We start from the raw sequence: 13,305 nt of genomic DNA on the forward strand, positions 1-13,305 counted from the left end.
CGACCGTTAGTAGTTTATCTCCCTGGGATAAGCTATGAATAGCAATGAACGACGAGACACTGACTTCGTCCCCGAGGTGTTTGTATTATCTCGTCTCGTCTACCGATTCAGTCATTTCCCAAAGTAAAACAGTGACTGATCGGCTTGACGAGATACCCGGTATCCAGGCAGAGGTGACGATCACGGACCTGATTTCTGACTCGCCATATGACTCGGTTCTTCGATCTGCAAAGGTGGGGTCTCGATACGGGAAGCCATTACTCGATCTCTATCTTGATGAGATTCGAACACGGCTGGAACGTGTCGATGAGGCCGCCCTAGCAGATGAGTTAGAGGCGCAGTTCAGTAGGAATGGAGCTGATCCGTATCAAGCCGGACTCACGGCTGATGTGTTGACTATTGGAATCGACGTCAAGTCGAAGCTTGAACAGACGATTGAGACGCCGGAGCAGCTTTCGTTTAACAGTGATGACCTTGCGGCAGCTGCTGGCTTCGCCGCTGAGCAAGAGAATATCCAATCAAACGAATGTTGTGGTGCAGTCCTCGTCCAAGTCAACGAACCGCTATCGGAACTGGTTGATCGTCATTCTACGGGCGGGTTATCCAATGTTGTACAGCAGCTTTTGTTGGCAGGTCTTGATGTTTACTTTGTTGGGTCGCGTGGAGGGTCAGATGAACTTGAGATCATCCGTAACCAGTTTCGACGTATTGGGTCTTTTTCAGTAGAAGAAGAGACACAAGTTGAGTTTGACACCTCAGAGGGAACGAAGTCGTTTGTGGAACAATGGTATGAAAGTCTGTCATTCGATGTAGCAGACGGGCGTGTCAGAGAGTCAGTAATCCGTCCGGCAAGTGTCGTAGCTTACGATCTACCAGAGCGAAAAGCGCGTCGTCATTTCTTTAGAGCGATCGTTGATGGCCTACAAATCGCATACGCAGAGCAAAAGTCCGATGCAGAGGAGTTCGCTCAGCTATGGTCGGATCGGATTACGCCTCACCCAGAGTATGATCAATACCGGTCTCAGCGGAGCGATTTCCCAATCGTCACACTCGCACGTGAAGATGGTCGGCAACGCGAGTTCCGGTTTACATACCGGGGTCCAAACACGAAACCGCATATCGATGGTGTTCCAGTTCGGTCAGAGGAGATTGAGGAAGCCTTTATTGATCTCCTTGAACGGTACTTGGACGCCTCTGTAGTAGATGATGAACAGTGGAACGGTCTTCTAGATGGTATCCGGACAGGCATTGGGGAACAACTTGACTTGGATGCTGAATCTCTTGCGGAAAATGCTCTCCTGCGACGAGCTCGGATTCGGACTCAGATTTCTCCAGCTCTAAGTCCCGTCCAACACTCGAAACAGAACATCCGATCCTTGGAAGAAGAGAAGAACGCAGAGTGGTACCGTGATCACTGGCGGACAATTCTCTCTGATTACAAAATCACGACGACAACCGGCACAAACATAATCAAGAAGAAACAAGAACTGACCACCGAACTTAATCCGGAATCAACAGCTGACACGGCGCTCTATTACAAACTTCAACGGGATATCGAAAACGCGTGGGAGTACTACTGCTCGAATTTGAAAGAACAAATTCGAGTCAGTTTACCGGATGAACTCGCTGTCGATATTGAGCAACAAGAGAAGGATGCTCGAACGGATATTCGCGTTGCCGTGCATCCACCTGATGCAGGCAACGTAACTACGACCGTATCGATTTACCTGCCGTTTAGCGATGTCCGGGTTGATGAAGAGCGAGTGACGCGAGCTACCGTTCCGACTGTCGTTGCGCGAATATTAGAAATGTTTGAGGGGGTTCTTTACTCCCGAGCCGATGGAGATGAGATTGGCGCTGAAGAGTTACTACTGGAGATAATCCGGCTCTATTGTAACGTAGCAGAGGTGGAAAAGGGAGATTTAGTCTACTTCGAAGAGATCGTCACATTTGCACAATCGTTACCAGACATTGCTGAGCGATTCCAAGAACCGAATCAAGATATTGAGGAAAGCATGTACCAGAAACTCGGTAGCAGGCAGGTAATGGATTCGCTCCGTGAGGCTCACGTCCGGTTCCACCGCAAGGGCAGTGACGACAGACGAAGTGTCAAAGTTAGAGGTGACCAATACATTGCGATGGAATTACGTGACGGGGCACCATAATTTCAGAATGTGTCACAATCTCCATTCTCCATCGATCCGGATACCGCGATACCGATACTAACGAGGTTACAACAAGGGGTTCCTCCTGAACCGGAGAGTATCCAGTACATCCGTGTTGGACGAAAAGACGAAGAACGCCGTCTCTGCGATAAGCCCATAGAGGGGCTACAGAGTCTTAAACGGGGCAGCGGTCAAATCTACTTCGTTCTCGGTGACTTCGGGTACGGGAAGTCGTTTTTCATCAACCTTCTTTCACAGCGGGCTACTGACATGAATATGGTGCGGTCCCGTTTCGACCTTCAGGATATCCAAGATATCGCTGATAAGACAGATTTGTATACTAATATCGTTCGAAATATACGGTATCCAGATGAGCGAGGAGAGGGACTGGTACCGCTTTTCCGGAGATTCTGTGAAGAAGTAGACCGTAGTGATTTTGACCGTATTGCGACCGAGCGCGGATTCTATGGGCACCCGATCTATAATATGCTCTCGAATTTGCTTGAGGCATGGGAGAAAGGACAACTGCGCGTTGAAAAAGATGAGGTGACACTTGATCAAAGTCAGGTACTCACTGCTGTTACTAGCTATCTTCAAGGTGAGGATGTTCCTTTAGAGGGACTTCACGCTATCGGCAAGGTTGGGTTTGATCATATTTCGAAGGAAGACGAGTACGAATACCTCCAGCATATTCGCTCTCTGGTATTAGAACTGGGATATGATGGGGTAGTAGTGCTGTTAGACGAAGCCGCAGAGCAACTTGAATGGTCCCCTGATTCTGGGACGACCCAACGGTTGATCGATCTTTACAATAAGTGCTTTCAGCAAGGCAAATTTGATCATATGATGTTCGTCTTTGTTGGTAACCAGGATAAGTGGGACACGCTAATTGATGAGACAGGACATCAAGCTCTCTCTGACCGATATCGAGCGAAAAAGGTAGTTCTCGGAGAACTTACTGAAGAGGACTATGTGGACCTAGTTGAACGTGTCGCCCATCTTGTTACGGTCGCCCATGACCGTTCGGTCTCGCTGACGGAGACGGAAGCACGCGAAATTGTAACTAATGCTGCAAGTGAGTACGGGGGCGTTAGCGAACTTAGCCCCCGCCGATTACTCCTTTTCCCAAGGCGAAAAGAGAACGATACAACTCTTGTTGATCTAATCAGTGACAAGTAGGGCTATCAGCCGACAGGTTTTTCTATTTTAGCTGAGGTTTCAGAGTATAATGGCGGTACATGATTGCTCTACTTGTGACCGGTCAATAGTCAGTACTGCGATTTACTGTCCCCACTGTCTCATAATGCGGATTGAGTCCGATACTTCTTGGTTTCCCGTGACGACAGAAGGGAGTGATAACTCATTGCTTCAGCATGAACTAGTCCCCGAGCATCGGATTCTACCCGAAAAACGTACAAAACAACTGCTCAAGGAATATGATATTGAACGTACAGACTTACCACGGATTAAGGATACAGACCCTGCGATTGAACATCTTACTTGCGGACCGGGTGATGTAATTGAAGTCATCAGGGATAGTCGAACAACAGATACTGCGAAGAACTATCGATTAGTCACCGGTAACAGTGGGGCCTTGAACTCTGGGGGAACATCACACGAGGAATGGCGTAATCCTGCTGATACAGCTGATGACCTTTATACAGCTACTGAAGAGCTCACAGAAGACAAAGCACTCCACATTTTGGAGAACATCAGAGCACATGTTCCACCAAGTCGTCCAGGAGCGTGTGAAGCGATTGCCGTCAATAGAGACGACGAGATCACGGACGCAACTACAAGAGTAAGAGAGGGGGCACCATATACGTTCATTCAGGGCGAACTCGGCTATGGAAAGTCGTTCTTTCTCCAGTGGGTCCGCGATCGAATGTTTCCAACAACTGCGATCAGTTTCGTTGACTTGGACGACGAAATTACATTTACGAACGACGCCTTGATTGTCGAAGCGTTCTGGAAGAATCTTGAGACTCCCCGTTCAAATGTGAACGACCAGTATGCAAACGGGCTTGACGAAGTCTGGGATACGTTCTTGCGTCAGGTCGCAAACCTATGTGCTAACTACTATGAGGGGCAAGGCTACGATCTTCGGAAAGACCGGGTTGCTAGGAGTTTGAGTCAAGCGGTAAGAGATATCCTTCGATCCAACGGGGTTGAATCAGAGATCGCAGACCAGCTTTCAAATGTCGCGGGAAGCTACTTCGACACTTCCGTCAAGAGTTTAAGTCAAGTACTTGAAGACGACCTCCAGATTGATGATCCGATGAACCTCATCTCGCTTATGGCTACACTTGTACATCTCAACGGATATCACGTGCTATTGGCCGTTGACGAACTTGAGAAGTCTGATAGGACAGAGGAGCATTTTAAAGCGATTGATAAGTTCATAGAGAGACTGCCTCAGGGGGTCTCTTTATTCGTGACAGGAACACCTGAGCTTGTAACTGGCGGTCAGGAAGGGAACGGTATGAAAGAGACATATCAATCATTCCACAAACGCACGATCAACAACCGGATCACACTTGAGCAACCATCCAGAGAGGAGTTGATAGCAATCGTCAAACGGGTGAACTACTTAGAGACAGAATTAGTCGAGAGCAATGCTGTACGAGAATATTCTGATGCAACTGAAAATTTGGGCGGGGTAGAGGAAGCAGTTGAGACGTTCCTTTCCGAAACTGCACCTTCTTTCCGCGCTTTCCTGACTCATCTAGAAGAAAATAGTTAGTGAGTTAGATCATAATCTGCAATTTGATTTCCGTACTATCGTAGCTTCTAGTAGTCTTTTCAGGTCCTGACATTTTCTCATTATTCAACCTAGTTTCCGACCAAGAGAGATGGCCCTGAGCGCATACTCTGAAGACCCGTACTGATACTTCCATCGGCTTAAAGTCAGATTTTAAATGGGGAGATACGAAGAGTCAACTTGGCTCTAGCAGCATTTCATTCCGATAATAGACGCACATTGACACGTCGAGTTAGGAAAACTACTCGTGGTTCTCATGACTGGCCAGGGGTCGGAGATGTAATGGGATCCCACTATCCATCAATCAAAATTACTATACTCTTAGCTAACGCGTTTTATGACGTGCGTATCTCCTTTCACCATGCCAACCCCGACGCCGGGAACGAGTCCTTCCTACTCCGGTTCAACGGGGAAGCCGATGAGACACCATGCATCCTTGTTGACGCAGGTGACGGCGTGGACCTTGATGCGCTCCTTCAGCAGACCGACCAGCTCGCCGCTATCTGCCTCACGCATGCTCACCTCGACCACTACGCCGAGCTCACTGCTGCCCATCGTGATGATGCACCTATCGTTACGTCACCAGCAACCGCAGCGGTCCTTGACGATGTCCTTGACATCGCTGGGGTGGAGTACAATGTCGAGACGACAGATGCCGTCGCCGACGCCATAACGCCAGTTGACGATTGGATCGATGTTGCTCCCGGGATCGACGTCCATCCAGTTCCCGCAGGACATATCCCAGGTGCGGTTGGCTTCCTCGTACGTGCGACCGATGGCGACCAAAGCCACCATATCTTGGCGACCGGCGACTTCACACGCCGCCGTGTTGGGGGGTTCCCCGGGTTCGATGCTGAGGGATTCGTCGATATTGACGTTCTCTTCTTAACGGCGGCTACTTACGATGACTTCGAGAGGGGACTCACTGGTGCGCTCGGGACGGCGCTTGAACATGCTCACGGTGGGGCACCGACCCTTGTTACGACCAGCGGAATCGTCGGCGTCCATATCGCCTACCTACTATCGTCACTCGCCGCTGAGTACGACCTTCGGGTGCCGATACGGGTTGTCGGCCACGTTGCGAAACTCTACGAGGCGCTTGACTACGATCGTCCGGGTGTTGAGACGATCCCGCACTTCCAGAACACCGACGAGTGTCTCGAACCGGGGGCAATCGTAATCGCTGGTCCGGAAATTCCGAGCGAACGGAGCAGTGGCCGGTTGTTCGGTGTCCTCAGGGAGAACCCCAATGCTTGTGTCGTCCAGATTGTTGGATCTGGTGAGGAGCCACTCTCCGAGGCCACGTGTACGATCCACGACTACGAACTCAGTAATCATCCCTCGCGCGAGACGCTCATTGATATCCACGACACACTTGACCCAACCCAAACGGTCATCACTCATCGTCACGGTGGCGCACAGGGCGCGTTCAACGATCTATCGAGTGTGGTGTGGGGGGCCGGTGATACGGACGAGTACACGCTGTTCGACGGTCGCCGCTGGAAACTCCCGCCCTGGATGCCTGGGAGGAACGTCTCCCAAACCCATAGCCGAAGCCTCCAGCAGATCGCTGGCGCCGATCTTCTCGCCGAGTTCTCGGTCCCGGCGCTTGATCGCTCCGCCGAACCTAATCTAGAAGCAGAGGGCCTTGACGAGGATCGGATTGCAACGCTCCTCCACCAGAATCAAGATGGGGGGACGAGCCTTGACGCCCCAGAGGGGAACAACAAGCAACCAGCTGAACAACCGGATTCGCGGACAGATTCCACGACCATGGCTACGGACAACACCGATTCGACTGGCAGCAGTGACTCGACTACCGATGCGAAGCCACCAACAGGACTGATACGGACGGCCGGTGCCGATCTTGATGTTGGACTCGATCCCGCCTTACAAGCGGCGCTCAGTGATGGCTCGCTCGCAACAGAGGATCTTACTGCCGCGCTCACCGCACAGAAGCGTCTCGTTGGACAGGACACCGAAAGTAACGATGAGAACGAGGAGCGGGACGAGGGCGATTCAGCAACCGCTCCTGAGAACGGTGGGGCCAAGGCAGAAGACACTGACGAAGAGTTCGTCGAATTCAATGGTGAGGACGGAGACGGACCTGAGACTGCCTCTGAAGACGGGGCTACAGAAGTCCTCGCCGATGGTGCGGCAGAAGGCGTGTACACGACGGAGGAGCCAACGGACGAAACATCGTCCACCGAGCCGCCAGAGACAACGAATAGCGAGGTTTCAGAGCCGGATACCAATACGTCGCTACCTCCTGGGTCCGAACTCCATGCGGCGGAAACGAAGGCGGCAATTGTACTTGATCTGAACCCGGTCGCAGTGACCCTAGCCGAGCGAGCAGTTGAGGAGATGGGCGATGACTCGGACCCAGTTGATGCAGCGATCGTAGCAGCTGTCGATCAGTATATCGCTGCGCTTCTAGCCGGAGAGGCGTCTGGCTGTAAAGACGAACGGTTTACTGTCAGTTTCGACGGCAGCCGAGCCGTTGAACGAGCACTCACCACCGTCGTCGATGAACACAAGCAGTTCGAGTCTCCGACAGACTTGGTGACCAACGGGCTTGCATCGCTTCTCGGTAGCGATTCGAGTGGTGTACGAGAGGTTTCTGGTCTGGGCGTCTATCGCCAACACCTCAATGCGATTGCGGCTAACGAAGCGTACGTGTTCAATGAGGTTGCGGAGATTGTCGAAGCTGCCATCGCCTGGACAACTGTGACTGTCACCGAGTAATAGCTCAGTGGTTCTGTATCGATTGGGATCGCTTGTCCGATAAGCCACTGAAGTTGAGAGAGCCCGATGACGTTCTGTGAATCACTCAGAGGTTGATCCTTCGACACACAATAGATGATACTTTGTGAAGTACTGATACACGTTCGAGATTTCGACGGTTGCGCTCCCAGGAATCTTGTACCGGGTCAGTTCGGACAGGAGGGAGGGGGATTTCGGTTATCGGCCACGCTCTGAACCAGACTGAGTAACCCCGATTCCTTTCGAGGAAGAAAGAAGGGGAAACGGCCTTTCCGCTTATCCTATCTCTTCTTCCCTTTGTTACGTAGACCCCGACTCCAATACAAGACAACATCATCAGCCAGATTTTATATTGGTTCGGCAGGCCTTGAACTACTCTGCTGCTCCCTCTACCTGCAGCAACTGACCCTCCTCCAACCTCAGAAGACTCGCAGACTTCTTCACCAGATAATCCTTGAAGTCTCTGACATTCTCAGGTGTCCAATCATCATACTCCTCGACCACACGACGAGTCAAATCAAAATTCGTAGCCGCACGGTCTTCAGCCACCGATGCTAAGGTACTGTCACTCCCCATGTAGTGAGCCGCCTTCGTTGGGAAGGGCTTCTGCTGAACCGTCTCGTGAACCTCCTGTTCCAAGGGGATCAAATTACCTAGACTATGTCTCAACTTAGCGGCCTCTTCAGCAGAGAAGTTCTCCCTCCAATACTGCTCGTTCTCCATTGCAGTAGTGAATTTCTTGGGTAGAATGTGCTCACGGTGCAGTTCCTGGCCAGGCTCAATCTCACTGGTCTTCATATCTGGAGTGAACCGGTACTCGATAGCGAGAAGAAGCGGTCGATGCCAGCTAGCTTCGTAAACGTCAGAGTCCAGATTGTTCTGCACCTTCTGAGCGATGTTTTTGCTGCTACGATCATCCTCGATGTACTCCCAGACCTCATCGAGACTTCCACCGTCCTTAATCAGGCTCAGAAGGTCGTAAGACGGGTTCTTGATTTTTGCGCTGGTGTGGCCTCCAACCCAATAGGAGTAGTACATAGCGACCAGGGCATCCACCAACCCCTCGTAATCCTCAAACCCTTGCTTCTTTGCTGTGGTGAGCAAGGTCTTCCAGTACTGAGTGTGCTTTAGATTAGAGAGCATGTACATCTCCCGCGACTGATCATTTTCTACACTCAGGAACTCCTCCGCGTACCTATCGATGTCCCTGGCCAATTCCACGACAGATGTCTCGCCGTGCAGCGTTGAGTCAAACTCATCCTTCAACTCCTCGTAGATTGACGATTCTGCCCGTGTTTCCTGAATATAGAGTCGGTAGCTGGATAGCAGGTTGTCTAACCGACTGTAGTTGTCCTCGAACTTGCTGGAGAGTTTCTTCCAGGACTCCGTCACCGTCTTTCGCTGTTCATCGTTCGAGGTGAGGCTGAGAAGGTAGCTCTTGGTCAGGTCGGAGACAGTGAGGTCCTTTCCTCGCGTATTCGCCGTCTGAAATAGCCGGATAGCATACGAAAGATCCGATGTCTCAATCTGTATGATCTCAACCTCTAGTTCGACAAAGTCGTAGAAGTTCCTCAACTCCTCTGGATCCTCAAACTTGTCCTCCAAGGCGTTCTTGGTGTACTTTGCTGCGTCCGTGTAGTTGTTGTCTTCACTCAGGTCGACACCGGATAGGATCGTGGTCTCAAACTCGTCCTGATGCTTCTCACCTGTCCGTAGCCTGTACGTTGAGTCGTCACCTGAAGAGTCCTCCAACCGGCGTTCTATTGTACCCATTTGAGACGCCAACTCTTCACTGAAAAAGTCACGAAGGACAGCATAGAAGATTATCAACGTAGTGATACGCTGCTGACCGTCTAAGATATCCAGTCTTTTCTCACCGTTGTCAACCAGAATCACCGTCCCCAAAAAGTACGAATCATCACCATTCTTCTCCGCGTTCCAGGCCTCGAAAAGGTCATCCCAGAGCTGGTCGATATGTCTTTTCTCCCAGCTGTACGGTCGCTGGTACTCCGGAATCTTGTACAGGGTCTTCCTGCCCTCGAAAAGATCACAAATATCCGCTGGTTCTGCGTCGAACTGGCTAGCCATGAGAAACAGTCGAAGTAACTTCAAATAAAATCTATGCTATAGGTGTCATTTGGCCTCTCGGAAATAATTTCGAACCTTCTGTAGCGTGGCGGACCCGATCTATGAGTATTAGGGCCTCCTGCGTGGGCAGGAACGGGTATGTGCAAACAACGCCCTGCCGAAGGCAGGAGGATTGAAGACCCTGATCAGTTGGGAGCAATAGAGTTTCGCCCGGAGCCGCTCGACAATCGTGTCAAGCGGAGACTCAAGGCTATTTGGGTGACACGATCTGCCCACACAGCAAAGCGGAAGCACTCCAGGCGCTCGATAGTTCCAGCCGAATCTGGGGCCGTCGCTGTAACTCGAAAGCTGCCTACACTCGTTCGATGCCGTTCTACAATTCGGAACTCGCTCCCGACGAGTCCCTCATCACATTCATCCTGTACGCCGATACGTTGCTCAGATCGGCACTGTCTAGTTTAGCACCTCCTCGGCTAGTGTTCAGTCATTCAGCGCTTTATTCGGCCGATCGTGGTTGTAATGGTGTCTAAAGCGCCTGAGCCAGCATCGTGCGATATAGATTGACTAGGTGTTCTAACGTCTCCTCGTCGGTGCAGCGGTTTGTCGTCGATTCCGTCTTCTGGTAATGGCTGCGGTATCGTCGATCAAATTACAAAAGTTCACAAGCAGCAATCGACAAGAACCGGCAGATGAAGAATCGACCCGACATTGGGGAGACAGTCGAATGGTTACGGGGTCGAGGCTATTACGGGGGACAGATCACGCATCAACTGGTTGAGAAGGGACAAGCTGCGGAGACGGCTGATATCGACGTTTCTGACCCGGTATCGGTCGCACTTCGACAGTCCGGAATCTCGAGTCTGTATTCTCACCAGGTTGAGGCAATTGGGGCTGTCCAGTCTGGTGAAAACGTGGTTGTCGCAACGCCAACGGCTTCTGGCAAAACCCTCACATACGTCGTTCCCGGTCTCGAGCGAGCGATCGAAAACACAGGGAAGACACTCTATATCGCACCGTACCGCGCACTCATCAATGATCAAGCGGACACGTTCGAAGCGTTCGATACTGAGTTAGGGCTTGGTGCTTCGATCGATATAGGTGTTCAAACAGGAGAAACATCGAGAACGGTTCGGCAGGAAATCAAGGGTTCTCAGCCGGATGTACTTCTGACGACGATCGATCAACTCCATCTTAGTCTCCTCCCATATGCCCACGGGAAGAATCATTGGCGGTGGTTATTCCAGCAGTTGGATACCGTAGTCATCGACGAGGTCCACATGTATCGTGGGGTCTTCGGAAGTCATGCCTCGTTGATTTTTCGACGGCTCAATCGGTTGTGTGACCATTATGATGCGTCTCCACAGTACATCTGTTGTTCGGCAACGATCGGGAATCCCGTCGAGCATGCAGCAACTGTCACTGGCCAGGACGAAACCACGTTCAGACTTGTTGATGACGATGGGAGTGCATCGGGCGATCGCCACTGGCTGTTCTGGAACCCACCGCTCAAGCAAGATGGCGACGAAGACCGATCGATTACGGATCCGGCTGTCGACGCAGATGGTACTGTCCGTGCTGGGCATGATGAACATCCACCTGAGCAGATCGCAGCCGCTATTGATACCGCTCCGAGTTCGACAATCGACTCACAAGCGGAGCCAGACGGGTCATCGGAGCCCGCCGATGAGATTACCCTCCCATCCCATCAGGAGGTGGTCGGTGGGGAACGGCAATCGAATCACGTCGAATCCGTGCGGCTGTTCTGCGATCTCGTGACCAGGGGCTATCAAACGCTCGTTTTCACTGCTGCTAGACAGGGGACGGAACAGTATGTTGACTGGTCGGACAAAATGCTGCGTGACCGAGGCCAGCATGACCTCGCGGACAGCGTTCACGCCTATCATGCAGCACTCAATACGGACCGCCGCCTCCAACTTGAAGAGGAGCTTCGCAGCGGCGATGCTCGTGGCGTTTGGAGTACGAACGCGCTTGAGCTCGGGATTGATATCGGGACTCTCGACGTCGTCTTGCTCGATGGCTATCCGGGAACGTCGATGAGTACATTCCAACGAGCCGGGCGAGCTGGGCGTGGTGAGGACGCCTGCCTCGTTGTTCTCGTCGGGGCAGACGATCCACTGGACCAGTATACGATCCGAGAGCCCGAGGAATTGTTTGAGAGTGGTGCTGAACAGGCTGCTGTCAACCCGACTAATGATGCGATTCGCCCGGATCACGTTGTTTGTGCGGCAAGTGACCATTTCTTGTCGCCAGATGACGAGGACTATTTCGGCCCCGATCTGCCTAGTGTTGTCACGGACGCGGAAGCCAATGACCGCCTTCGCCGTGTAGAGAGTGGCGATCGGATTCAATGGCGTGCCACGGATTCAGATGTTCAGTGGAATACAAATATTCGAGCGATCGATGACCGCGAAATCGATCTCATTGACCGGAACCGGGACGAGCAGTTGGCATCGCTTGAGTTTGGAGCTGCGGTGCGGGATGCACATCCGGACGCGATTTATCGCCATCAGAAACAGACCTATCGAGTTGTGGAGTTAGATCTTGAATCCGATCAGGCGTTGCTCGAAACGACGTCTACAGCAGAGTACACACGTGCTCTTCGAGAGAAGTCCGTGACTATTGAGGATACGTACCGCCAGTCATCCGTTGAGACGCATGAAATGGACGCTCAAGCGACGTTAGGAAAACTCACAGTAGAGGATACGGTCACGGGATATTTGCTGTACAGCAACCCCAGTGACGACACTCCACGGGAGTGTGAGTTTGAAGAGCCGTTGGAGTCACGAGCTATCGAAACTACAGGAGTGTTCATCACCGTCCCCGGCGACGTTGAGGCGATGATTCTCGACCAGGTAGAGTCACAAGATGAGTATCTCAGTGCGCTCCACGCGATCGAACATGCCCTGATATCGCTGTTTCCCATGGAGGTGCTATGTGATCGAGGCGATATCGGCGGCCTTTCAACTGTCAGTCATGGGCAAACGACTAATGGGACCATCTTCATTCACGATGGCCATCCCGGTGGAGCCGGGCTGACGCGACAGGCATTCAATCAACTTGACGTACTGTTAGAAAAGACGTTCAAACTACTTCAGGACTGTAGCTGCCGGGATGGGTGCCCATCCTGTATTCATTCACCCCACTGCGGGAATGCGAATCGGAGTCTTAACAAACAGCTTGCACTGCAGTTGTTGTCGGAGTTGAAATAGGTGAACTACTTTACTCGCTCGCTTACTCGTTCGCGGCTGACACCGCTTGATGCTTGAGGGGAGAAATTCCTGTTTTCACGATGCGCTTTCAGATGCAGGTGTATCCACAGGGAGCGCAGTCTTCACGGGATTTGGTTGCAGCCGTACTCAAGCGGTATTCCTTGATAGGGTCACGGGGTGTGTCCGGAATTGCTGTCAATAGAATCTAACTGCTAGAAGAGTCTCTGTATCTGGGATATCAGCGATAATCCAACCCGCTCGTCACGAGTTCGCTCAACGGAACATATCACGAAGAACT

6 protein-coding genes and 2 pseudogenes are annotated in these 13,305 nt (G+C 51.7%); 7 read left to right on the forward strand and 1 reads right to left on the reverse strand.

Annotated elements, in window-relative coordinates; genetic code table 11:
* Positions 1-44: 44 nt before the first annotated feature.
* The 5 genes and pseudogenes from NATTI_RS0117200 to NATTI_RS0117215 all read left to right on the forward strand — a co-directional run bounded on the left by NATTI_RS0117200 (position 45) and on the right by NATTI_RS0117215 (position 7,671).
* The gene (locus NATTI_RS0117200; protein ID WP_006090819.1) at positions 45-2,165 is read left to right on the forward strand and encodes a hypothetical protein; all 2,121 of its coding nucleotides are present in this window, start codon (positions 45-47) and stop codon (positions 2,163-2,165) included.
* Between the two features lie 9 nt (positions 2,166-2,174).
* The gene (locus NATTI_RS0117205; RefSeq protein WP_006090820.1) at positions 2,175-3,344 is read left to right on the forward strand and encodes a BREX system ATP-binding domain-containing protein; all 1,170 of its coding nucleotides are present in this window, start codon (positions 2,175-2,177) and stop codon (positions 3,342-3,344) included.
* Between the two features lie 184 nt (positions 3,345-3,528).
* Positions 3,529-3,741: pseudogene (locus NATTI_RS27520) on the forward strand (DNA-directed RNA polymerase subunit H); the annotation flags it as partial.
* 18 nt (positions 3,742-3,759) lie between these two features.
* The gene (locus NATTI_RS0117210; protein WP_394296415.1) at positions 3,760-4,908 is read left to right on the forward strand and encodes a BREX system ATP-binding domain-containing protein; all 1,149 of its coding nucleotides are present in this window, start codon (positions 3,760-3,762) and stop codon (positions 4,906-4,908) included.
* Positions 4,909-5,208: 300 nt separating this feature from the next.
* Entirely contained in the window at positions 5,209-7,671 is a 2,463-nt protein-coding gene (locus tag NATTI_RS0117215; protein WP_006090822.1) for an MBL fold metallo-hydrolase, read from the forward strand.
* Between the two features lie 390 nt (positions 7,672-8,061).
* Here the strand turns inward: NATTI_RS0117215 and NATTI_RS0117220 are convergent, their stop codons facing one another.
* Entirely contained in the window at positions 8,062-9,777 is a 1,716-nt protein-coding gene (locus tag NATTI_RS0117220; RefSeq protein WP_006090823.1) for a GmrSD restriction endonuclease domain-containing protein, read from the reverse strand.
* A 138-nt stretch (positions 9,778-9,915) separates the two neighbouring features.
* Between NATTI_RS0117220 and NATTI_RS27060 the strand changes: the two are divergent.
* Positions 9,916-10,244 (forward strand): annotated as a pseudogene (locus NATTI_RS27060) (IS1595 family transposase); the annotation flags it as partial.
* Between the two features lie 222 nt (positions 10,245-10,466).
* A complete protein-coding gene (locus NATTI_RS0117225; protein WP_006090824.1) occupies positions 10,467-13,007 on the forward strand; it encodes a DEAD/DEAH box helicase in 2,541 nt (846 codons plus the stop codon).
* The last annotated feature ends 298 nt before the right edge of the window (positions 13,008-13,305 follow it).

Origin of the sequence: Natronorubrum tibetense GA33 (assembly GCF_000383975.1) — an archaeon.
GTDB lineage: Archaea > Halobacteriota > Halobacteria > Halobacteriales > Natrialbaceae > Natronorubrum > Natronorubrum tibetense.

Coding starts and splice junctions, on each gene's coding strand:
- NATTI_RS0117215 (WP_006090822.1), top strand. CDS start 5,209: ATGGGATCCCACTATCCATCAATCAAAATTACTATACTCTTAGCTAAC.
- NATTI_RS0117200 (WP_006090819.1), top strand. CDS start 45: ATGAACGACGAGACACTGACTTCGTCCCCGAGGTGTTTGTATTATCTC.
- NATTI_RS0117225 (WP_006090824.1), top strand. CDS start 10,467: ATGAAGAATCGACCCGACATTGGGGAGACAGTCGAATGGTTACGGGGT.
- NATTI_RS0117220 (WP_006090823.1), bottom strand. CDS start 9,777: ATGGCTAGCCAGTTCGACGCAGAACCAGCGGATATTTGTGATCTTTTC.